The following is a 20904-nucleotide window of genomic DNA, read 5'->3' as shown; positions in this document are numbered from 1 at the left end:
CGCCGGGGAATCCAGACATTCCCCTGCAACCCCCGTCACTCCGGACGGGGGTTGCGACCGTTCGGCGATCACACCCGGACAACATCGAAAGCCCCTATACCACTTGGGGTCCTGCCGGATGTACAACTTCCTTTATTCGGCGCAAACTGCTGAAAACTCACCGGCGGCCAGGTTACTGTCAGTTTCGTGTTCGCTGCAGAACGTCGTCAGTTGATCCTCGAAATGGTGCGCGCCAACGGGGCGGTATCGCTCCGTGAGCTCGCCCGCGTCGTCCAGACCTCCGAAGTGACCGTACGGCGGGACGTGCGGGCGCTGGAGGCAGAAGGACTCCTCGACCGCCGGCACGGCGGTGCGGTTTTGCCGGGCGGTTTTACGCGGGAGTCCGGCTTTCCGCAGAAATCCCATCTCTCCACCGCGGAGAAGACGGCCATCGCCGAGCTGGCCGCAGGCCTCGTAGGTGAGGGCGATGCCATCGTGGTCGGCGCCGGTACGACCACGCAGGAGCTGGCCCGCCGGCTCGCGCGGGTCCCCGGTCTCACTGTGGTCACCAACTCGCTGCTGGTCGCCCAGGCGTTGGCCCATGCCAACCGGGTGGAGGTCGTCATGACCGGCGGCACCCTGCGCGGGAGCAACTACGCGCTGGTGGGCAGCGGGGCCGAGCAGTCCCTCCAGGGGCTGCGGGTCTCGCGGGCCTTCCTCTCCGGAAGCGGTCTCACGGCGGAGCGTGGCCTGTCCACCTCCAACATGCTCTCGGCCAGCGTCGACCGGGCCCTCGTGGAGGCGGCCGCCGAGGTGGTCGTGCTGGCGGACCACACGAAGCTCGGCGCCGACACCATGTTCCAGACGGTGCCCACGGATCTGATCACCCGTCTCGTGACGGACGAACCCCCGCTCCACGACGAACGTGCGGCAGCGGAGCTCCAGGCGCTGGCGGACCAGGGCGTGGAGGTCACGGTGGCGGGCCCCGAGTCGGACGCGTCGGCGGGCGAGGCTCCCCCCGGGGAGCGCCGACCCCGCCGCGACATGCCGTTGCCGGGGCAGCGGCGGACGACGACGACCCGGAACGGGGGGTTGGGGCCGCAGCTGCGCAGCGCGTCCTCGCTGTCCGACCAGGCGTCGTCGGGCGAGCGGGCCCGGGTGGCGGACCTCCGCCGCCGCTAGGCCAACGTCGGGGGCGCTGCCCCCGAACCCCCGCTCCTCAAACGCCGGAGGGGCTGGATGGTTCAGCCCCTCGGAGCCGGAGACGCGGGCGCCATTTCCGCCCCTCCAGATGCCAGCCCGTCCGGCGTAGATGCCAGCCCCTCCGGCGTTTGAGGAGCGGGGTCCGGGGCGGGGAGAGGCTCCGCTCAGCGGGACCCCCACCCGGCACCCGCCAACCCCACCGCACCCCCTACTTCAACCCACGCAACGTCAGCCGCAGCAACCGCCCCGCCAACTCAGAATCATCCGGCGACTGCTCCGCAGCCAACGCGATCGCGTTCGTCAGCTGCAGCAGATCGTCGATCGAGACATCCGCCCGCACCGCCCCGCTCTCCTGCGCCCGCCGCAACAGCCCCGCCCCCGCCTCACGCAACGGCAGATGGCACTGGGCGAGCGCCGAATTCCGGTCCTGCGAGGCCGACATGAGCGCGCGGGCCAGCCCGCGGTACTCACCCGCATGAGTGATGATCGCGCCCAGCCAGTCCACCAGCGCCCGGCACGGAGCCTCCGCCCCCGCCAGCTCCCTGGAGCGGTCCAGGAGTGAGCACAGTGCGTCCTGGAAGACGGCGTTCATCAGGGCGTCCCGGTTGGGGAAGTGCCGGTAGAGGGTGCCGATGCCCACGCCCGCCTGCCGTGCAATGTCCTCCAGCGAGGCATCGGTGCCGTGCTCGGCGAAGGCCGTACGGGCCACCCCGACGAGGCGTTCGTGATTCCGGCGGGCATCCGCGCGCATCGGCCGCTCCGGCGGCCGTGCCGTGCCCGTCCCCATCGAGATCGGCCCTGCCATGGCTCCCGCCCTCCCTCGGTTCCCGGGTATTCGTTCTTCCGTCGGGATCCAGGATGCCACTGCACGCGGAGGGGCCCGGCCCGCGTCCTGACGACGCGGGCCGGGCCCCTCCGTACGAGCTGAGCCGTCAGTCCTTGATCTCGCAGATCAGGGCGCCGGAGGAGACGGAACCGCCGACCTCCGCCGTGAGCCCCTTGACCGTGCCGGAGCGGTGCGCGTTGAGCGGCTGCTCCATCTTCATGGCCTCCAGGACGACGACGAGGTCGCCCTCCTTGACCTCCTGGCCCTCCTCCACCGCGACCTTGACGATCGTGCCCTGCATCGGGGAGGCGAGGCTGTCACCGGAGGCGGCGGAACCGGCCTTCTTCGCCGCGCGCCGCTTCGGCTTCGCACCGGCCGCGAGGCCCGTACGGGCCAGGCTCATGCCCAGCGAGGAGGGCAGCGAGACCTCCAGGCGCTTGCCGCCGACCTCGACGACGACGGTCTCGCGACCGGCCTCGTCCTCGGTGTCGGCGTCCGCCGGGGCGGCGAAGGGCTTGATCTCGTTGACGAACTCGGTCTCGATCCAGCGGGTGTGGATGGTGAAGGGGGCGGAGGTGAAGGCGGGGTCGGTGACGACGGCGCGGTGGAAGGGGATGGCGGTGGCCATGCCCTCGACCTGGAACTCCGCGAGCGCGCGGGCGGCGCGCTGGAGTGCCTGCTGCCGGGTGGCGCCGGTGACGATGAGTTTGGCGAGGAGGGAGTCCCAGGCCGGCCCGATCACGGACCCGGTCTCGACACCCGCGTCGAGGCGGACACCCGGGCCGGTCGGCGGGGCGAACGTGGTCACCGTGCCCGGGGCGGGCAGGAACCCGCGGCCGGGGTCCTCGCCGTTGATGCGGAACTCGAAGGAGTGCCCGCGCACGGCCGGGTCGCCGTAGCCGAGCTCCTCACCGTCGGCGATACGGAACATCTCCCGCACGAGGTCGATACCGGTGACCTCTTCGGTGACGGGGTGCTCGACCTGGAGGCGGGTGTTGACCTCCAGGAACGAGATCGTCCCGTCCGCCCCGACGAGGAACTCCACCGTGCCGGCACCGACGTAGCCGGCTTCCTTCAGGATCGCTTTGGACGCCGCGTACAGCTCCTCGTTCTGCTCGGCGGACAGGAAGGGGGCCGGGGCCTCCTCCACCAGCTTCTGATGACGGCGCTGGAGCGAGCAGTCACGGGTCGAGACGACCACCACGTTGCCGTGGGTGTCGGCCAGGCACTGGGTCTCCACGTGCCGGGGCTGGTCGAGATAGCGCTCCACGAAGCACTCGCCCCGCCCGAACGCGGCAACCGCCTCGCGGACGGCGGAGTCGTACAGCTCCGGGATCTCCTCCAGCGTCCGGGCCACCTTCAGCCCCCGCCCGCCACCACCGAAGGCGGCCTTGATCGCGATCGGCAGCCCGTTGGCCTCGGCGAACGCCACCACCTCACCGGAGCCGGACACCGGGTCCGGCGTACCGGCCACCAGCGGAGCACCCGCACGCTGCGCGATATGACGGGCCGCGACCTTGTCCCCCAGGTCCCGGATCGCCTGCGGCGGCGGCCCGATCCACGTCAGCCCCGCATCCAGGACGGCCTGCGCGAACTCGGCGTTCTCCGACAGGAACCCGTACCCCGGATGGATCGCGTCCGCCCCGGAATCCACGGCGGCCTGCAGCACCTTGGCCATGTCCAGATAACTGGCGGCCGGGGTGTCACCGCCCAGCGCGAACGCCTCGTCGGCCGCCCGGACATGCAACGCGTCCCGGTCCGGATCGGCGTAGACCGCCACGCTCGCGATCCCCGCATCCCGGCACGCCCGAGCGACACGGACAGCGATTTCGCCACGGTTGGCGATGAGCACCTTGCGCACGATGACTCCCTCCTTGAAACAAGCTGAGTTTAGGGACTACCGACACGGCGCTACGACCCGTCCCCAATGGTGAGCTTGCCCACACGGAGTGTGATCCGAGGCTTGCCCCAGTAGTGAAATCCCTTGTGGCACCACGGTACGCCGGGTTCTACCACCGCACAGTAACCAGCCGGTGTGGTGCAGGTCTCTGTCTTGAAGGTCAACGCCTCACGGCGTTTCTTTGTGGAGTCCCTACGAACGGCCGAGTGATTCTTTGCGTGGCGTGCGGAGCGGTCCGACCCCTTGTCCGAAGGAATACCGGTGAGTAGGGTCCGCGCTACGGACGTACTGCAGGTAAAAGGGGGTGGCGCTTTGCTGCGCAGACCGGTGGCGATCGTGACCGCGCTCGTGCTCTTCGGGGAGGCGGTCGGCATCTTCGCCATCAACGCCGTCCTCGCCACGGTCACCGAGAATCAGAACATGTCGCTGGCGGGGATGGACCCGAAGGCCATGTCCACCGGGACCTGGGTGATGGGCGGGGTCTCCGCCGTGCTGCTGATCGGGTGCGGGCTGATCGCCCTGCTGGCCGGGGTCCGGGACCGCTCGCCGGGGCGGTTCGGCCGGATCACCCTGATCGGCTGCGCGGTGGTGCACGGGGTGCTCGGCGCGGTGACCGTGGGACTGGTGGGCTGGTCCGCCTTCGCCTTCATGATGGTGGTGCTGGCCCTGCTGGTGTTCACCCAGCTGGCGTACGGCCCCGAGTACCGCACCGAGGGCCGGGTGGGCGAAGAGGCGGCCCCGGCGGCGGCCTGAGCCGCCGCCCGGAGGCTCGGCCCAGACCCGCAACAGCTCGGCTCAGACCCACAACTCCGTGACGGAGATGTCCAGTTCGCCCAGCAGCCGGCGCAGCAGCGGCAGCGAGAGGCCGATCACGTTGCCGTGGTCGCCCTCGATGGAGTCGACGAACGGCGCCGAGCGGCCGTCCAGCGTGAAGGCTCCCGCGACGTGCAGCGGCTCTCCCGACGCGACGTACGCGGCGACCTCGGCGTCGCTCGGCTCGCCGAACCGGACGACGGTGGACGCCGTCGCCGAGGCGTGACGGCCCGATGCGGTGTCGATCACGCTGTGGCCGGTCTGCAGGATGCCGGACCGGCCGCGCATCGCCTTCCAGCGGGCGGTGGCCTCCTCGACGTCGGCCGGCTTGCCGAGCGCCTCGCCGTCCAGCTCCAGCACCGAGTCGCAGCCGATGACCAGGGCGCCCACTGCCTCGGGGCGCTCCGCGACCGCCGCCGCCTTGGCCCGGGCCAGCACCAGGGCCAGCTCGCCGGGGGTCGGGGCGGTCAGGGCGTCCTCGTCCACCCCGCTGACGATCACCTCGGGGGCGAAACCCGCCTGGCGCAGCAGGCCGAGGCGGGCGGGGGAGGCGGAGGCGAGCACGAGGCGGCGCTGATCAGTCATACCGGCCATCGTAGAAGGGCCGGGAGCCCGGCCCGTACGGAAGCAGGGTCAGCGGGTGCCGAGCACGAACATCGCGACCACCATCGCCAGCGCGAGCACGAAGCCCGCGCGGCGCATCATGTCCTGGGCGTCGCGCAGTTCCTTCGGAGGCTTGTTCTCGGGGTCGGACCACAGCATGCTTCCGATCCTGCTGCGCCGGGCGCCGATGCGCCTGAGTACGGGTACTCAAGCGCGTCGGCGCCCGGCGGACACACCCCGCGCGGCTCAGGCCGGCCAGTACGTCCGGGCCCAGGCCCGGGGGCCCGGCTGGGGGCGGCCCGTGCGGGCGATGCGGCCCGGGTCGGACCACTGCTCGGGCGGGACGGGCGCGCCGGACGACACGGCGGCGCTCGCCGCGGCGCGGGCCTGTACCACCGCCAGGGCGGCGGCCAGCTCCTCCGGGGTCGGGTTGCCCCGTACGACTCTGATCATGGGCAGACCTCTCTGTGACAGGGCGGGCGGCTACAGCGGGATGTTGCCGTGCTTCTTCGGAGGCAGTGATTCCCGCTTCGTACGCAGCTGACGCAGCCCCTTCACGATGTGGGCCCGGGTCTCGGACGGCATGATCACCGCGTCGACGTAGCCGCGCTCGGCCGCCACGTACGGGTTGAGCAGCGCGTCCTCGTAGTCCGCCATCAGCTCGGCGCGGGTGGCTTCCGGGTCCTCGGCGGCCGCGATGGTGCGGCGGTGCAGGATGTTCACCGCGCCCTGGGCGCCCATGACGGCGATCTGGGCGGTCGGCCAGGCCACGTTCAGGTCGGCGCCCAGGTGCTTGGAGCCCATCACGTCGTACGCGCCGCCGAACGCCTTGCGGGTGATGACGGTGATCAGCGGGACCGTCGCCTCCGCGTAGGCGTAGATCAGCTTGGCGCCGCGCCGGATGATGCCGCCGTATTCCTGGTCGACGCCCGGCAGGAACCCCGGCACGTCGACGAAGGTGATGACCGGCACGTTGAACGCGTCGCAGGTCCGGACGAAGCGGGCCGCCTTCTCGCTCGCGTTGATGTCCAGGCAGCCGGCGAACTGCATCGGCTGGTTGGCGACGATCCCGACCGGGTGGCCCTCGACCCGCCCGAAGCCGGTGAGGATGTTCGGCGCGAACAGGGACTGGGTCTCCAGGAACTCCGCGTCGTCCAGCACATGCTCGATCGCGGTGTGCATGTCGTACGGCTGGTTCGCCGAGTCCGGGATCAGCGTGTCCAGCTCGCGGTCCTCGTCGGTGGTCGCGAGGTCCGCCTCCTCCGGGAACGCCGGGGCCTCGGAGAGGTTGTTCGAAGGGAGGTAGGACAGCAGGGACTTGACGTACTCGATGGCGTCCTTCTCGTCGCCCGCCATGTGGTGCGCCACCCCGGAGGTGGTGTTGTGCGTACGGGCTCCGCCCAGCTCCTCGAAGCCGACGTCCTCACCGGTGACCGTCTTGATGACGTCGGGTCCGGTGATGAACATGTGCGAGGTCTGGTCGACCATCACCGTGAAGTCGGTGATCGCGGGGGAGTAGACCGCACCGCCCGCGCACGGTCCGACGATCAGTGAGATCTGCGGGATCACCCCGGAGGCGTGCACGTTGCGGCGGAAGATCTCGGCGAACAGGCCGAGCGCGGCGACACCCTCCTGGATGCGCGCGCCGCCGCCGTCGTTGATGCCGATGACCGGACAGCCGGTCTTCAGCGCGAAGTCCATGACCTTGACGATCTTCTCGCCGTAGACCTCGCCGAGCGAACCGCCGAAGATGGTGAAGTCCTGCGAGTACACGCAGACCGGGCGGCCGTCGACCGTGCCGTACCCGGTGACGACACCGTCGCCGTACGGGCGGTTCTTCTCGATGCCGAAATTGGTGGATCGGTGCCGGGCGAACTCGTCGAGCTCCACGAAGGAGTGCTCGTCCAGCAGCAGCTCGACCCGCTCACGGGCCGTCAGCTTGCCCTTGGCGTGCTGCTTCTCGATCGCGCGGGCCGAACCGGCGTGCGTCGCTTCGTCGATGCGGCGGCTCAGGTCCGCGAGCTTGCCCGCGGTGGTGTGGATGTCGCTTAGCGGCTCGGACATCGGGGGGCGGCTCCCTGCCTGGTCACGGGGACGACGAACGGTGAGGGTCTCGGGGGGACGACCGGTCGTCTGTCCGGCTCTGCGGCTGCTGATGGGTCACTCCGACGCCTAGCGCTGTTCGTCGGCTCTGTTGCGTAACTCTGTTGCGTAACTCGTGGCTACTGACTCGTAGGGTATCGGCGCGCCTCCGGAAAGGCAGTGCGTCCTTTGCCACACCTAGGGTGGCTTGCATGACACCACCGGATGCGCCACACAACCGCTGGTCGGACCTGGACCGGCCGCCCCTGAACGTGACCGCACTGCGCCGCGGGCTGCTGCGGCCGGACGCGCTCTGGAGCGAGCTGGAGGTCGTGGAGACCACCGGATCGACCAACTCCGACCTCGCGGAGCGGGCCCGCTCCGGCGGCCTGGCCGAGGGCGCGGTCCTGGTCGCCGAGGAGCAGACCGCCGGGCGTGGCCGGCTGGAGCGGAGCTGGACCGCGCCGCCCCGCTCCGGGCTGTTCTTCTCGGTGTACCTGGAGCCCGGCGACGTACCCGTGGAGCGGTGGGGATGGGTGCCGCTGCTCGCCGGGGTGGCCGCCGCGACCGGCCTCGCCCGGTCGGCGGGGGTCGACACGGCACTCAAGTGGCCCAACGACCTGCTGGTCACGATCCCCAAGGGCTCCGGCAAGCTCCGTCCAGGGGAGACCCCACCGGGCGAGGAGCGCAAGGCCGGCGGCATCCTCGGGGAGTTCGCCGGGGACGGCATCGTCGTCGGCCTGGGCATCAACGTCTCGCTGCGCGCCGACGAGCTCCCCGCCCCCACCGCCGGGTCCCTGGCCCTCGCCGGGGCGGTCTCCACCGACCGGGAGACCCTGCTGCGGGCCGTCCTGCGCTCGTTGGAGCACTGGTACGGGGAGTGGAAGGCGACGGACGGCGACGCGTCGGCCAGCGGGCTCCAGGCGGCGTACACGGCGGGCTGCGCGACCCTGGACCGGACCGTGCGGGCCGAGCTGCCGGGCGGGAACTCGCTGGTCGGGCAGGCCGTCGCGATCGACGGCGACGGGCGTCTGGTGCTCTCCACCGAGGGGGGACTCCAGCAGCCGGTGTCGGCGGGCGACATCGTGCACCTGAGGGGGGCGGCGGGCGGCCTGACGTGAGGCACCCGCACGCCCGTACGTGAGGGGTCCGGGTAAGGGGTGGATGCCGCGCAACCGGTAGATGTCACGCGCGACGCACCCGTATCGGGCAACCAAGGACGTGAGCTAGGGCACACCTGCCGTATTGTTGAGGCGATCCAGCGACAGATCATGTCGAGGCGATCAGCGACAGATCGGCAGGCAGTGCGCAGGGAACGGGCAGGAGGCGGCTGGTGACCGTCGGCGACACGACGTCCGGCGCGGGCGAGGAGCACCCGTCGGACTCCTCGGTCCATGCCACCCCGCATCACGAGGTCGACCACACGGCCGAACCGACCGACGACCCCCTCGCGATCCGCCTCGAAGCGCTGATCCTCGGGGCGGACCGCCGCTACACGCCCTTCCAGGCCGCCCGCACCGCCGGGGTCTCCATGGACCTGGCCTCCCGTTTCTGGCGGGCCATGGGCTTCGCCGACATCGGCCAGGCCAAGGCGCTCACCGAGGCAGACGTCCTGGCGCTGCGCCGGCTCGCCGGTCTGGTGGAGGCGGGGCTGCTCAGCGAGCCGATGGCGATCCAGGTGGCCCGTTCGACCGGGCAGACCACCGCCCGGCTGGCGGAGTGGCAGATCGACTCGTTCCTGGAGGGGCTCACCGAGCCGCCCGAGCCGGGGATGACACGGACCGAGGTCACGTACCCGCTGGTCGAGCTGTTGCTGCCGGAGCTCCAGGAGTTCCTCGTCTACGTGTGGCGGCGCCAGCTGGCCGCCGCGACCGGGCGGGTCGTGCAGGCGGCGGACGACGACGAGATGGTCGACCGGCGGCTCGCCGTCGGCTTCGCCGACCTCGTGGGCTTCACCCGGCTGACCCGGCGCCTGGAGGAGGAGGAGCTCGGCGAGCTGGTCGAGTCCTTCGAGACGACCGCCGCCGACCTGGTCGCCGCGCACGGCGGACGGCTCATCAAGACCCTCGGCGACGAGGTGCTCTTCGCCGCCGACGACGCGGGCACGGCCGCCGAGATAGCGCTCCGGCTGATCGAGGCGATGTCCCAGGACGAGACGATGCCCGCGCTGCGCGTCGGCATCGCCTTCGGCACCGTCACCACCCGCATGGGCGACGTCTTCGGCACCACGGTGAACCTCGCCAGCCGGCTCACCTCGATAGCTCCGAAGGACGCCGTCCTGGTCGACGGGGCGTTCGCCAAGGAGCTGGTCCGGCACGGGGACGCCCCGGAGTCCGAGGCCCAGGCCTCCGAGGAGGTCGCGGCCGCCGCCGAGCGGGCGCGGCTGGCCGAGAAGGAGGGCCGCGAGGCGGTCGACGAGCCGCCGCTGCCCACGTACCGCTTCGGGCTCCAGCCGATGTGGCAGCGGCCGGTGCGCGGGCTCGGTGTGGTGGAGCCGTGGCTGCTGGCCCGGCGGGGGAAGACGGGGTCCTGAGCCCCGCCTTCACGTGTTCGGGCTCGGCTCGCCCTGTCGGTTCTCCGGGTGCCCTGTCTAGGATCCCTGTCGGTAACGCTCGTTAACCGGCGTTCACCGGCGTTCGGGTACGCGCCGGTGTCGTCCACCGGCAGTCGACCGACAGGGGTGCAGTCATGACCGTCACGTCCGAGCAGCGGTTCGGGGAGTTCGTCGCCGTACGGCGTCACGCGGGCCAGGAGCACGTGGCCGAGCTGGTGCTCGACCGGCCGAAGGCGATGAACGCCGTCTCCACCGACATGGCCCGCTCCATCGCCGCCGCCTGCGAGGCCCTCGGAGCCGACCCGGGCGTCAGGGTCACCGTCCTCACCTCCAGCCACGAGCGGGCCTTCTGCGTGGGCGCCGACCTCAAGGAGCGGAACTCCTTCACCGACGCCGAGCTGGTACGCCAGCGGCCCACCGCCCGGGCCGCCTACACCGGCGTCCTGGAGCTGCCGATGCCGACGATCGCCGCCGTCCACGGCTTCGCCCTCGGAGGCGGCTTCGAACTCGCCCTCGCCTGCGATGTGATCGTCGCCGACGCCACCGCCGTGGTCGGCCTGCCCGAGGTCTCGGTGGGCGTCATCCCGGGCGGCGGCGGAACGCAGCTGCTGCCGCGCCGGGTGGGTGCTGCGCGCGCCGCCGAGCTGGTCTTCACCGCGCGGCGGGTGGAGGCGGCCGAGGCGCGGGAGCTGGGCCTGGTGGACGAGCTGGTGGAGGCGGGCCGGGACCGGGAGGAGGCCCTCGCGCTCGGCACCCGGATGGCCGCCAACTCGCCGGTCGGGCTGCGCGCGGCCAAGAAGGCGCTCCGGCTGGGGCACGGCCTCGATCTGCGGGCGGGCCTGGAGGTGGAGGACGCGGCCTGGCGGTCGGTGGCCTTCTCCGGGGACCGGGCGGAGGGGGTGGCCGCCTTCAACGAGAAGCGGAGCCCGCAGTGGCCGGGGGAGTGACGCACCCCGCCGGAGCGCTGCCGGGTGACGCCGAAAATTAGTTGCGCATCAAACTGATCAAAAGGGAACAAATCTACATAAGCTGGATAAATGGGTGGAGACGATGCGCGGCTGCGGGCCGTGGTTTCGCTGGCGCAGACGATGGCCGCGGCCTACACGCCGCGCGAATCGTGGCGGGCGGCCGCACTGGGGGCCTGCGAGGCGCTGGGGGGAAGCTTCGCCGCGCTCTCCGTGTGGGAGCGGGACCGGGGCAGGCTGCGGGTGCTGGTCAACGCGGGCCGGCGGGCCGAGGGGGAGGAGGAGTTCCCCGAGGAGGAGGCCTACCCGGTCCACGAGTTCCCGGAGATCACCGAGTTCCTGCACGAACGCTGGGCCGGCGGCGGTGAGCCCGACGCCTGGGTGGAGACCGCCGACGGCCTGCCCGGCGCGGGCGGCCCGGCGCGCGGCGCCCGCCCGTACTGCCACCAGCGGGTCGCGGCGCTGCGGCGGCGCGGCCGGGGCTGCTGCGTGGTCGCGCCGATCGTGCTGCACGGCCGGGCCTGGGGCGAGCTGTATGTGGCGCGCCCGGCCGGGATGCCGGTCTTCGACCGGGACGACGCGAACTTCGCGACCGTGCTCGCCGCCGTCGTGGCCTCCGGGATCGCCCAGACCGAGCGGCTCGAAGAGGTCCGCAAGCTCGCCTTCACCGACCCGTTGACCGGCCTCGCCAACCGCCGGGCCGTCGACATCCGCCTCGACGAGGCGGTCGAGGCGCACCGCACCGCCGGGGTCGTCGTCAGCCTCGTCGTCTGCGATCTGAACGGCCTCAAGACGGTGAACGACACCCATGGGCACGCGGTCGGTGACCGGCTGCTGGAACGTTTCGGCTCGGTGCTCTCCCTCTGCGGGGCGATGCTCCCGGACGCCCTGGCCGCCCGGCTCGGCGGCGACGAGTTCTGCCTGGTGGCCGACGGGCCCGAGGCGGACGACGTGGTGGGGGTGGCCACCGAGCTGTGCGACCGGGCGGCGGTGATCGAGCTGGGCAACGGGGTCGCCTGCGGGGTCGCCTCGACCGGCGACCCGATCGGCCCGGTGAGCTCGGCCCGCCGGCTGTTCCGGCTGGCGGACGCGGCGCAGTACCGGGCCAAGGCCGCCCGCTCGCTGCGGCCGGTGGTGGCCGGGCGGGACGGCGAGGTCATCCGGCTCGCCGACTCCCCGCCGAAGTCCGCGCACGACCGCCGCAGGCTGCGCGGCAACCGTCCCTGAGGCCGCCACCGGGGCGGGCCTGTCGGTAAGGGGTCCCCTGGGTGACCACTCGTGACCATCCCGCCGCCAACCCCTAGTGACACACAGGGTTTCAATCCGTACGCTGCTGAATATGGATATGCACACTGTCGTGGTGGGGACGTCCGGAACCACCGCCGAGGACGTCGTCGCCGTGGCCCGCCACGGCGCCCGGATCGAGCTCTCCACCGCCGCCGTGGAAGCGCTGGCCGCCTCCCGGCTCATCGTGGACGCGCTCGCGGCCAAGCCCGAGCCGGTCTACGGCGTCTCCACCGGCTTCGGCGCCCTGGCCAGCCGCCACATCGGCCCGGAGCTGCGCGCCCAGCTCCAGCGCAACATCGTCCGCTCGCACGCGGCGGGCATGGGCCCCCGGGTCGAGCGCGAGGTCGTGCGCGCCCTGATGTTCCTGCGGCTGAAGACGGTCGCCTCCGGACACACCGGCGTACGCCCCGAGGTCGCGCAGACCATGGCGGACGTGCTCAACGCGGGGATCACACCCGTCGTCCACGAGTACGGCTCGCTCGGCTGCTCCGGCGACCTCGCCCCGCTCTCCCACTGCGCGCTCACCCTGATGGGGGAGGGCGACGCGGAGGGCCCCGACGGCACGGTCCGCCCGGCGGGCGAACTGCTCGCCGCGCACGGGATCGCCCCGGTCGAGCTGCGCGAGAAGGAGGGCCTCGCCCTCCTCAACGGCACCGACGGCATGCTCGGCATGCTGGTCATGGCCCTCGCCGACCTGCGTAACCTCTACACCTCCGCCGACATCACCGCCGCCCTCTCCCTGGAGGCGCTGCTCGGCACGGACAAGGTCCTCGCCCCCGAGCTGCACGCCATCCGCCCGCACCCCGGCCAGGGCGTCAGCGCGGAGAACATGCTGCGGGTGCTCGCCGGTTCGGGACTGACGGGCCATCACCAGGACGACGCCCCCCGGGTCCAGGACGCCTACTCCGTACGCTGCGCCCCCCAGGTCAACGGCGCCGGCCGCGACACCCTGGACTACGCGGCGGTCGTCGCCGGCCGCGAACTGGCCTCCTCCGTGGACAACCCGGTGGTGCTGCCCGACGGACGGGTCGAGTCCAACGGCAACTTCCACGGCGCGCCCGTCGCGTACGTCCTGGACTTCCTCGCCATCGTCGCCGCCGACCTCGGCTCGATCTGCGAGCGCCGCACCGACCGGCTGCTCGACAAGAACCGCTCGCACGGCCTGCCGCCGTTCCTCGCGCACGACGCCGGGGTCGACTCGGGGCTGATGATCGCCCAGTACACGCAGGCCGCCCTGGTCAGCGAGATGAAGCGGCTGGCGGTCCCCGCCTCCGCCGACTCCATCCCGTCCTCCGCGATGCAGGAGGACCACGTCTCCATGGGCTGGTCCGCCGCGCGCAAGCTCCGTACCGCCGTGGACAACCTCGCCAGGATCGTCGCCGTCGAGCTGTACGCGGCGACCCGCGCCGTCGAGATCCGGGCCGCCCAGGGCCTCACCCCCGCCCCCGCCTCGCAGGCCGCGGTGGCCGCACTGCGGGCCGCCGGGGCGCAGGGCCCGGGCCCGGACCGCTTCCTCGCGCCGGACCTGGCCGCCGCCGACACGTTCGTACGGGAAGGGCGTCTGGTGGAGGCCGTGGAGCCGGTCACCGGTCCGCTGGCCTGAGCCGGTCACCGGTCCGCCGGCCCGAGCCGGCCCCGTACGCAACGAAAAAGGGCTGTCGCACCGGGGGGTGCGACAGCCCTTTCGCGTACTGCCTCAGACAGCCGGGCGCGCCCCCGAGCGGCGCACCGAGTACGTGACGGAAGCGGCGCCCAGGCCCAGCAGCGCCGTGCCGGCGATCAGGTACGGGGTGGTGTCCGCCCCCGGGCCGGTCTCGGCGAGCTGCGGACCGGAGGCGGCGCCGTCGGCGGTGGACGGTGCGCCCTGAGCGGACGTGGTGGCCGCGCCGCTCCGGTAGGTGGTCTCGACGGTCGCGTTGGCCGACGGGACGAACCAGAGAGCGGCCAGCAGCGTTCCCGCGGCGGTGGCGGTCAGGAGCGTGCGGCGAGTGACGGACACAGTTTCTATCCCCTTGCGACAACCATGAGTTAGCCCCGTGGGCCGATGCTAAGCAAAGCAGCGGGTCGGTGGAAAGTCGCGGTCTCCCCGAGCCATACGCTCCGGAGTATGAGCACAGAAGAGACATCCAGGTTTGTTCGCGTTCGCGTGGAGATGGTGCTGGAGGTCACCGACCTCGACGCCCTCACCGGTACCGCCCTCGAATCCATCGCCGCCGAATACGGGGAGCCGGTCTCGGGTATCACCGAGAGCGACACCGCCGAGGAGCGGATGCATGCCGAGGCCACAGTCCGGGCAGACGGAGCAGAGGCCCTCGCCTCGCTGATCGACCCGTTCGACCTGGTCAGCGAGGTGCCCGGGGTCGAGCTCGCGCAGGCTTCCTGGAGCAGCGAGAGCGTCGACTACGACCCCGATGCGGAGGGCTGGGACGACGACGAGGACGACGAGGACGGACCGTTCCCGGCCGAGGCCGGGGACGACGAGGAGGGGTACGGCGACGAGGTCGCGCACAATGGGAAGAACGACGGCGAGGACGGTGACCTCGCGCAGCGGGTCTGACGTGTGAGAACACCGGCCCCGGCCCCGCTTCACCGCGGACCGGGGCCGTGCTGTGCGGCGGTTTTCGTATGCGGGCTGGGCAGTGGGAACCACCGCTGCCGCAGCCGCGTCGATGAGTGGTGTTCCCCACATCCCTGACGGATGCGGAACGGAGCACCCGTTCCGGGTGTTCTTGGAACATTGACGGGGAATCGCCGCCTGGCAGCCCCGCTCGGGGATTTTTGGGGAATCGGCAACGATGGAGAAGCGTGTGATGACGGACAGCAAGCGGCGCAGGGGCCTCGCGGCCGTGTCCGCACTGCTCGGCGGCGTGCTGGTGCTTTCGGCCTGTAGCGACGACGGCGACAAGAAGGCGGGCGCCGGAAGTTCGGAGTCCTCGCAGGCGCAGGAGGTGGACAAGGCCGCGGCCGAGGACGCTTCCGAGGCGCAGATAGCGATCAAGCCGAAGAACGGTGCCACCAACGCCAGCATCAACAACGCCGCCCAGGTCTCCGTCACCAAGGGCAAGCTGACCGAGGTCGTCATGACCACGGCGGACGGCAAGACGGTCGAGGGCACACTGGCGGCCGACGGCTCCAGCTGGAAGCCGGCGGGGCAGCTGGAACGCTCCACCACGTACAAGATCGATGCGACGGCGGAGGACTCGAAGGGCCGCAAGGCCCACGAGAACAGCTCCTTCACCACCGTCTCGCCCGACAACAGCTTCATCGGGAACTTCACCCCCGAGGACGGCTCCACCGTCGGCGTCGGGATGCCCGTCTCGATCAACTTCAACAAGCCGATCACGGACAAGAAGGCCGTCCAGTCCGGCATCACCGTGACCTCCAGCAGCGGCCAGGAGGTCGTCGGCCACTGGTTCAACGCCCAGCGCCTGGACCTGCGCCCTGAGGACTACTGGCAGGGCGGCTCCACCGTCACCCTGAAGCTGGCCCTGGACGGCGTCGAGGGCGCCGACGGTGTCTTCGGTGTGCAGCAGAAGACCGTGACGTTCAAGGTCGGCCGCAACCAGGTCTCCACCGTCGACGCGAAGACCAAGATGATGACGGTCACCCGCGACGGCAAGACCGTCAAGACCATCCCGATCTCCGCGGGCGCGCCCGAGAACCCCACGTACAACGGTCAGATGGTGATCTCCGAGAAGCACAAGGAGACCCGGATGAACGGCGCCACCGTCGGCTTCACCGATGACGACGGCAAGGGTGAGTACGACATCAAGGACGTGCCGCACGCGATGCGCCTGTCGACCTCGGGCACCTTCATCCACGGCAACTACTGGGGCAAGGGCATCTTCGGCACCGCCAACACCAGCCACGGCTGCGTGGGCCTCGCCGACGTGAAGGGCGCGAACGACGCCAGCGCGCCCGGTGCCTGGTTCTACGACAACTCCATGGTCGGCGACGTGGTCATCGTCAAGAACTCCCCGGACAAGACCATCAAGCCGGACAACGGCCTCAACGGCTGGAACATGGACTGGGCCCAGTGGACGGCCGGCTCCGAGGCCTGATCCACCCGCCCCCCTCACGCTTCACCCCCGTCCCCGCCCGAAGGCGGCGGCACCCCGGAACGTTCGGGGGGCCGCCGCCTTCGGCGTAGGCGGCCGGACGTCCGCTGCCATGACCTCCGAGGTAATCGACGTCCTCCGCCCCGCCCGGCAGCATCGTGGGTGTCAGGAAGAGCCACCCCGACCCCACCCCGGAGGACCGGACCATGACCGCGTACGCCATCGCCCACCTGCGCCCCACCGACGGCCCCGTCGAGGACGAGGTGCTCAGCTACATCGAGCGCATCCAGGCCACCATGGAGCCTTACGGGGGCCGCTTCCTGGTGCACGGGGCCGAGGTCGAGGTGGTGGAGGGGGCCTGGCCGGGCGCGTTGGTCGTCATCGCCTTCCCCGGTACCGAGGAGATCCGCGCCTGGTACGCGTCCCCCGCCTACCAGGAGATCCTGCCGCTGCGCACCCGGCACCTCGACGGTGACGTGATCATCGTCCCGGGCGTCGGTCCGGAGTACGACGCGTCGGCCACGGCTGCGGCGATGCGGTCGGCGCGGGTGACGGTGGAGCGGGTGGTGGGGTAGCCCTCGCGGGCGTGGGCGGCGGGATGGCCCTCGCGGGCTTGGGCCGCCTCAGCCCGTACGTCCCTCCACCGCCTCCCTGTAGTACCGCAGGTCGCTGCGGTGGACCTGGCGCACCCCCGCCAGGTCCGTGCACGGGGCGGCCGGGGGGCCGCCGCCCAGACGTTCCGGGGGCGGCGGCTCGGCGGTGGCCGCCCGGCGGAGGTGGTGCCAGGGCTGGAGCGGGAGCCAGAACAGTCCGTACAGCCAGCGCAGCACCAGGCGGCGGAACTCCGGCCGGCCCGCGTCGGGCAGCCGGATCACCCGTACGCCCATGATCAGCTTTCCGGCGCTCGCCCGTACGGCCATGGTGAGCAGCACCTGGTTGGCGAAGGACAGCACGGTCAGCTGACCCACGAGCACCGCCGCCGTCCGTCCCGCCCCCGCGCCTTGGGAGTCCAGGCAGGAGTGCACCAGCAGGCCGACGACCAGCAGGCACAGGTAGCAGTCGAGGCCCACCGCCAGATAGCGGCGTGTCTCGCCCGTGCCCTTGGGGATACGGGGCTGCCGCACCGGAGCACCGTACGGGTGTGGCTGCGGCCGCCCCGCAGGACGGGCGGCGGTCCGGCCGGATCCGTACAACAACCTTGGCTGATAAGGAGATTGCGCTCTCCGACGCCCCCGAGGCTTCGTCATGGGGAGCATCATGACTGATCGTCAGGCGAGGTGTCGCGGTTCCTGACGGGTAACTCCCGTGCCCGTATAGGCCTTCACCAATCCCTTACCGTGACGGGAACAGATGCACGAGCGGGTACGGGGGCGGCGATGGGATTCGACGGCACTACATGGAGGCTGCGGCGCGGCACGGAACTCGTCGGGGAGATCGCCGTCGACGACCCCGACTTCCCCTGGCTGCGCGGCCGGTTCATCCCCGGCCCGGCCTACGACGTCGCGACACGCGAGCTCTTCGACCGTGAACTGGCCCTCCTGGAGCGGCTGGAGGAGGACGAGAGCGACGAGGGTGCGGAGGCGTGGGAGACGGTCTGCTCCGAGTTGAACCGCACGCTCGCGCTGGCCGGTCCGGAGGGGCGGGCGGTCGCCGAGTTCCTGCTGCACATCCAGGGGGACCGGGCCTGGTTCCGGTGGAGCGACACCCCGTTCTCCGAGGAGGGACTGTAGGGCAGACCGACGGGGCGGCCGGGCGGAAGGCCGCGATGCCGACCGGCCGCGATGCCGACCGGCCACTATGTGGATGGGTGCCGAAGATCATCGGGCGGCACGGGACAATCGGGGCGTACGACGGTGGCGCCCTCCGGGACGGGGGCGCCGACGCGCACGAGCCCACCACGGAAGGTCTTGATCAGATGCCGGTCATTCCCGACTCCACCGATCCCGCCCGCACGCACGAGGCCGCGAACCGGGTCATCGAACCGCTCTACGCCGAGATCCTGCGGCGCAACCAGGGCGAGAAGGAGTTCCACCAGGCGGTCCGCGAGGTCCTGGAGACGCTCGGTCCGGTGCTGGCGCAGCGCCCCGAGTTCGTGGACGCCCGCATCATCGAGCGGATATGCGAGCCCGAGCGCCAGCTGATCTTCCGGGTGCCGTGGGCCGACGACTCCGGCGACATCCACGTCAACCGCGGCTTCCGGGTGGAGTTCTCCAGCTCGCTCGGCCCCTACAAGGGCGGCCTGCGCTTCCACCCCTCCGTCAACCTCGGCATCGTGAAGTTCCTCGGCTTCGAGCAGATCTTCAAGAACGCCCTCACCGGCATGCCCATCGGCGGCGGCAAGGGCGGCGCGGACTTCGACCCCAAGGGCCGCTCCGACGCCGAGATCATGCGGTTCTGCCAGTCCTTCATGACCGAACTCCACCGCCACCTGGGGGAGTACACCGACGTCCCCGCCGGTGACATCGGCGTGGGCGGCCGCGAGATCGGCTACCTCTTCGGCCAGTACAAGCGGATCACCAACCGTTACGAGTCCGGCGTCCTCACCGGCAAGGGCCTCGGCTGGGGCGGCGCCCAGGCCCGCACGGAGGCCACCGGCTACGGCACGGTCCTGTTCACCGCCGAGATGCTGCGCAGCCGGGGCGAGTCGCTGGAGGGCCAGACCGTCGCGGTCTCCGGCTCCGGCAACGTGGCCATCTACGCCGTCGAGAAGGCCCAGCAGCTCGGCGCGACCGTCATCACCTGCTCGGACTCCGGCGGTTACGTCGTCGACGAGAAGGGCATCGACCTCGCCCTCCTCAAGGAGATCAAGGAGGCGGGCCGGGGCCGGGTCTCCGAGTACGCCGAGCGGCGCGGCGCACACGCCCGGTTCGTGCCCGGCACGGGAGTGTGGTCGGTCCCCGTGGACGTGGCCCTGCCCTGCGCCACCCAGAACGAGCTGCACGAGGCCGACGCGCTCGACCTCGTACGCAACGGGGTCAAGGCGGTCGCGGAGGGCGCCAACATGCCCACCACCCCCGACGCGGTCCGGGTCCTCCAGGAGGCGGGCGTCGCCTTCGCGCCCGGCAAGGCGGCCAACGCGGGCGGGGTCGCGACGAGCGCCCTGGAGATGCAGCAGAACGCGTCCCGGGACTCCTGGACCTTCTCCCACACCGAGGAGCGCCTCGCCGAGATCATGCGCCACATCCACGACTCCTGCTACACGACCGCCGAGCGGTACGGGAGCCCCGGCAACTACGTGGTGGGCGCGAACATCGCGGGCTTCGAGCTGGTGGCGGACGCGATGCTGGCGCAGGGGCTGATCTGAGCAGACGTATATGGCCGGTCACCCATGGCCGGACACCGGCCCGGCGGGATCCGGTCACAGGCCCGGCAGGAATCCGTACGGGGTTCCTGCCGGGCCGGTGCCGCTCCCGTTTGTCACGCTCCTTCGCCGTCAGCAGATCCGCCCGGAGCGCAACGCCCGACCCGTGCCCGCCGGGCGCCCTGCCCCTAGGCTGGAGCGGTGACCATCCGAGCGACGAACCAGGCCCGCGTCATTCCCCTGCGCCCGTTCCCGGCTCCGCCCGGGCCCGCTCCGGCCCGGGAGCCGCTCTGGCGCGACCTCGTCGGGGACGTACTCCGGGGTGAACGGCTCGCCCAGGAGCGGACGTTGAAGGACGTGGCCGATGCCGGTCGGATCTCGATGGCCTACCTCTCCGAGGTGGAGCGCGGCCGCAAGGAGGCCTCGTCCGAGGTGCTGGCGGCCGCCGCCCAGGCGCTCGGCCTGAGCCTCGCCGATGTCCTCGCGCTGGCCCAGGGGGAGTTGATCAGGCTGTCCGGGGCGCGGTCCCGGAGCCTCGGCGCCGGACGTTCGGGGCAGGCCGGCCGCCCGGCGGGTCCAGGGGCCGGCCTGATGGGCACCGTGCGGCTGGCCGCCTGAGCGGGTGGCCGGGGAGTTCCGCCGGCAGCCCGGGCCCTGAGCGGGGGCCGGGGTGTTACGTCGGTGGCCCGGGCCCCGATCCGGTGGCCGTGCCCTCCCCGGCCCTTCACTCCTCGCCGCCGCCCAACAGGGCCGCTGCGGTGCTGATGAGCGTCTCCCTCGCCGCCGCCCCGTCCAGATAGCCGCCGATCATCGCCCCGTCCCTGACCAGCAGGAGCGAGGCCGCGGCCGGTACGGGATCGGGGTGCCCGGCCGCCCGCAGCAGCTCGGCGGCGGCCGCCCGGAACCACGTCCGGTGTTCGGTGACCACCTGGCGTACGGGGTGGTCCGGGTCCGGGTACTCCGCCGCCGCGTTGATGAACGGGCACCCCCGGAAGCCGTCCCCGCACACCTCGTCCCCCAGCCCCTCGACCATGGCCTTCAGCGCGTCGCCGGGGCCGGGCAGTGCGGCCACCGCCTGCTCGACCCCGGCCCGGATGGCGGCGTCCCGCCCCCGGAGGTAGGCGACGACCAGGTCGTCCTTGGCGGGGAAGTGCCGGTAGAACGTCGCCTTGGTGACCCCGGCGGCGGCGATGAGGCGGTCGATGCCGACGGTGTGGATGCCTTCCGCGTAGAACAGCTCCGCCGCCGTGGCGACCAGCCGTGTGCGGGCGGCGGAGGTCTTGGCGGGGGCCGCTGAGGAGGGGGAATGCGCCGGAACAGTCATCTCATTACG

At 71.7% G+C, this 20904-nt stretch carries 22 protein-coding genes; 13 read left to right on the top strand and 9 right to left on the bottom strand.

Going from position 1 to position 20904, the window contains the following annotated elements; translation table 11 throughout:
- The first annotated feature begins 186 nt into the window (after nucleotides 1-186).
- Complete coding sequence (locus ACK8N7_RS12585; protein ID WP_403216360.1) at nucleotides 187-1161, top strand: DeoR/GlpR family DNA-binding transcription regulator; 975 nt, start codon at nucleotides 187-189, stop codon at nucleotides 1159-1161.
- Between the two features lie 229 nt (nucleotides 1162-1390).
- On the opposite strand, the gene ACK8N7_RS12580 is transcribed toward ACK8N7_RS12585, so the two are convergent.
- Nucleotides 1391-1933 carry a TetR/AcrR family transcriptional regulator gene (locus ACK8N7_RS12580; RefSeq protein ID WP_457810838.1) on the bottom strand — a complete coding sequence of 181 codons (543 nt, stop codon included), beginning with the start codon at nucleotides 1931-1933 and terminating at the stop codon, nucleotides 1391-1393.
- Between the two features lie 181 nt (nucleotides 1934-2114).
- The gene (locus tag ACK8N7_RS12575) at nucleotides 2115-3869 is read right to left on the bottom strand and encodes an acetyl/propionyl/methylcrotonyl-CoA carboxylase subunit alpha (RefSeq protein WP_500442304.1); all 1755 of its coding nucleotides are present in this window, start codon (nucleotides 3867-3869) and stop codon (nucleotides 2115-2117) included.
- Between the two features lie 354 nt (nucleotides 3870-4223).
- Here ACK8N7_RS12575 and ACK8N7_RS12570 point away from each other — a divergent pair, with 354 nt between their 5' ends.
- Nucleotides 4224-4661, top strand: coding sequence for a hypothetical protein (locus tag ACK8N7_RS12570; protein WP_403210046.1), 438 nt, complete (start codon nucleotides 4224-4226; stop codon nucleotides 4659-4661).
- Nucleotides 4662-4703: 42 nt separating this feature from the next.
- On the opposite strand, the gene ACK8N7_RS12565 is transcribed toward ACK8N7_RS12570, so the two are convergent.
- The 4 genes from ACK8N7_RS12565 to ACK8N7_RS12550 form a co-directional block, all read right to left on the bottom strand.
- A complete protein-coding gene (locus tag ACK8N7_RS12565; protein WP_403209104.1) occupies nucleotides 4704-5315 on the bottom strand; it encodes a nucleoside triphosphate pyrophosphatase in 612 nt (203 codons plus the stop codon).
- Between the two features lie 39 nt (nucleotides 5316-5354).
- Nucleotides 5355-5483 (bottom strand): morphogenic membrane protein MmpB, encoded by a 129-nt coding sequence (gene mmpB / locus ACK8N7_RS12560; RefSeq protein WP_015610947.1) that lies wholly within the window; start codon nucleotides 5481-5483, stop codon nucleotides 5355-5357.
- Nucleotides 5484-5570: 87 nt separating this feature from the next.
- Nucleotides 5571-5777 (bottom strand): acyl-CoA carboxylase epsilon subunit, encoded by a 207-nt coding sequence (locus ACK8N7_RS12555; protein WP_015610948.1) that lies wholly within the window; start codon nucleotides 5775-5777, stop codon nucleotides 5571-5573.
- 30 nt (nucleotides 5778-5807) lie between these two features.
- Entirely contained in the window at nucleotides 5808-7388 is a 1581-nt protein-coding gene (locus ACK8N7_RS12550) for an acyl-CoA carboxylase subunit beta (RefSeq protein ID WP_500442302.1), read from the bottom strand.
- 230 nt (nucleotides 7389-7618) lie between these two features.
- Here ACK8N7_RS12550 and ACK8N7_RS12545 point away from each other — a divergent pair, with 230 nt between their 5' ends.
- The 5 genes from ACK8N7_RS12545 to hutH all read left to right on the top strand — a co-directional run bounded on the left by ACK8N7_RS12545 (nucleotide 7619) and on the right by hutH (nucleotide 13815).
- On the top strand, nucleotides 7619-8527 hold the full coding sequence (locus tag ACK8N7_RS12545; RefSeq protein WP_403209108.1) for a biotin--[acetyl-CoA-carboxylase] ligase: 909 nt from the start codon (nucleotides 7619-7621) through the stop codon (nucleotides 8525-8527).
- Between the two features lie 212 nt (nucleotides 8528-8739).
- A complete protein-coding gene (locus ACK8N7_RS12540) occupies nucleotides 8740-9939 on the top strand; it encodes an adenylate/guanylate cyclase domain-containing protein (RefSeq protein WP_403209110.1) in 1200 nt (399 codons plus the stop codon).
- Between the two features lie 155 nt (nucleotides 9940-10094).
- Nucleotides 10095-10907, top strand: a complete 813-nt coding sequence (locus tag ACK8N7_RS12535) for an enoyl-CoA hydratase/isomerase family protein (RefSeq protein ID WP_403209112.1) — start codon at nucleotides 10095-10097, stop codon at nucleotides 10905-10907.
- Nucleotides 10908-10997: 90 nt separating this feature from the next.
- Nucleotides 10998-12152 (top strand): GGDEF domain-containing protein, encoded by a 1155-nt coding sequence (locus ACK8N7_RS12530; RefSeq protein WP_500442299.1) that lies wholly within the window; start codon nucleotides 10998-11000, stop codon nucleotides 12150-12152.
- 112 nt (nucleotides 12153-12264) lie between these two features.
- Nucleotides 12265-13815, top strand: coding sequence for a histidine ammonia-lyase (gene hutH, locus ACK8N7_RS12525; protein WP_403209113.1), 1551 nt, complete (start codon nucleotides 12265-12267; stop codon nucleotides 13813-13815).
- Nucleotides 13816-13908: 93 nt separating this feature from the next.
- On the opposite strand, the gene ACK8N7_RS12520 is transcribed toward hutH, so the two are convergent.
- Nucleotides 13909-14211, bottom strand: a complete 303-nt coding sequence (locus tag ACK8N7_RS12520) for an LPXTG cell wall anchor domain-containing protein (RefSeq protein WP_403209115.1) — start codon at nucleotides 14209-14211, stop codon at nucleotides 13909-13911.
- A 108-nt stretch (nucleotides 14212-14319) separates the two neighbouring features.
- Between ACK8N7_RS12520 and ACK8N7_RS12515 the strand changes: the two genes are divergently transcribed.
- From ACK8N7_RS12515 to ACK8N7_RS12505, 3 genes are all read left to right on the top strand, one after another.
- The gene (locus ACK8N7_RS12515) at nucleotides 14320-14769 is read left to right on the top strand and encodes a hypothetical protein (protein WP_373301938.1); all 450 of its coding nucleotides are present in this window, start codon (nucleotides 14320-14322) and stop codon (nucleotides 14767-14769) included.
- 238 nt (nucleotides 14770-15007) lie between these two features.
- Nucleotides 15008-16273 carry a L,D-transpeptidase gene (locus ACK8N7_RS12510; protein ID WP_403209117.1) on the top strand — a complete coding sequence of 422 codons (1266 nt, stop codon included), beginning with the start codon at nucleotides 15008-15010 and terminating at the stop codon, nucleotides 16271-16273.
- A 203-nt stretch (nucleotides 16274-16476) separates the two neighbouring features.
- Nucleotides 16477-16845, top strand: coding sequence for a DUF1330 domain-containing protein (locus ACK8N7_RS12505; RefSeq protein ID WP_403209119.1), 369 nt, complete (start codon nucleotides 16477-16479; stop codon nucleotides 16843-16845).
- 48 nt (nucleotides 16846-16893) lie between these two features.
- Here ACK8N7_RS12505 and ACK8N7_RS12500 read toward each other — a convergent pair whose 3' ends face one another.
- Complete coding sequence (locus ACK8N7_RS12500; protein ID WP_500442296.1) at nucleotides 16894-17394, bottom strand: RDD family protein; 501 nt, start codon at nucleotides 17392-17394, stop codon at nucleotides 16894-16896.
- A 252-nt stretch (nucleotides 17395-17646) separates the two neighbouring features.
- Between ACK8N7_RS12500 and ACK8N7_RS12495 the strand changes: the two genes are divergently transcribed.
- From ACK8N7_RS12495 to ACK8N7_RS12485, 3 genes are all read left to right on the top strand, one after another.
- Nucleotides 17647-18000, top strand: a complete 354-nt coding sequence (locus ACK8N7_RS12495; RefSeq protein WP_500442294.1) for a hypothetical protein — start codon at nucleotides 17647-17649, stop codon at nucleotides 17998-18000.
- 185 nt (nucleotides 18001-18185) lie between these two features.
- Nucleotides 18186-19574 (top strand): NADP-specific glutamate dehydrogenase, encoded by a 1389-nt coding sequence (gene gdhA, locus ACK8N7_RS12490; protein WP_403210048.1) that lies wholly within the window; start codon nucleotides 18186-18188, stop codon nucleotides 19572-19574.
- Between the two features lie 198 nt (nucleotides 19575-19772).
- The gene (locus ACK8N7_RS12485; protein WP_403209125.1) at nucleotides 19773-20189 is read left to right on the top strand and encodes a helix-turn-helix domain-containing protein; all 417 of its coding nucleotides are present in this window, start codon (nucleotides 19773-19775) and stop codon (nucleotides 20187-20189) included.
- Between the two features lie 106 nt (nucleotides 20190-20295).
- Here the strand turns inward: ACK8N7_RS12485 and ACK8N7_RS12480 are convergent, their stop codons facing one another.
- Nucleotides 20296-20895, bottom strand: a complete 600-nt coding sequence (locus tag ACK8N7_RS12480; RefSeq protein ID WP_403209127.1) for a TetR/AcrR family transcriptional regulator — start codon at nucleotides 20893-20895, stop codon at nucleotides 20296-20298.
- Between the last annotated feature and the right edge of the window lie 9 nt (nucleotides 20896-20904).

The sequence above is a fragment of the Streptomyces griseobrunneus genome, from assembly GCF_046713465.1.
Lineage (GTDB): Bacteria > Actinomycetota > Actinomycetes > Streptomycetales > Streptomycetaceae > Streptomyces > Streptomyces microflavus.
Note: the sequence above shows the minus strand (reverse complement) of the source record. Positions and strands in the feature narration are given on the sequence as shown.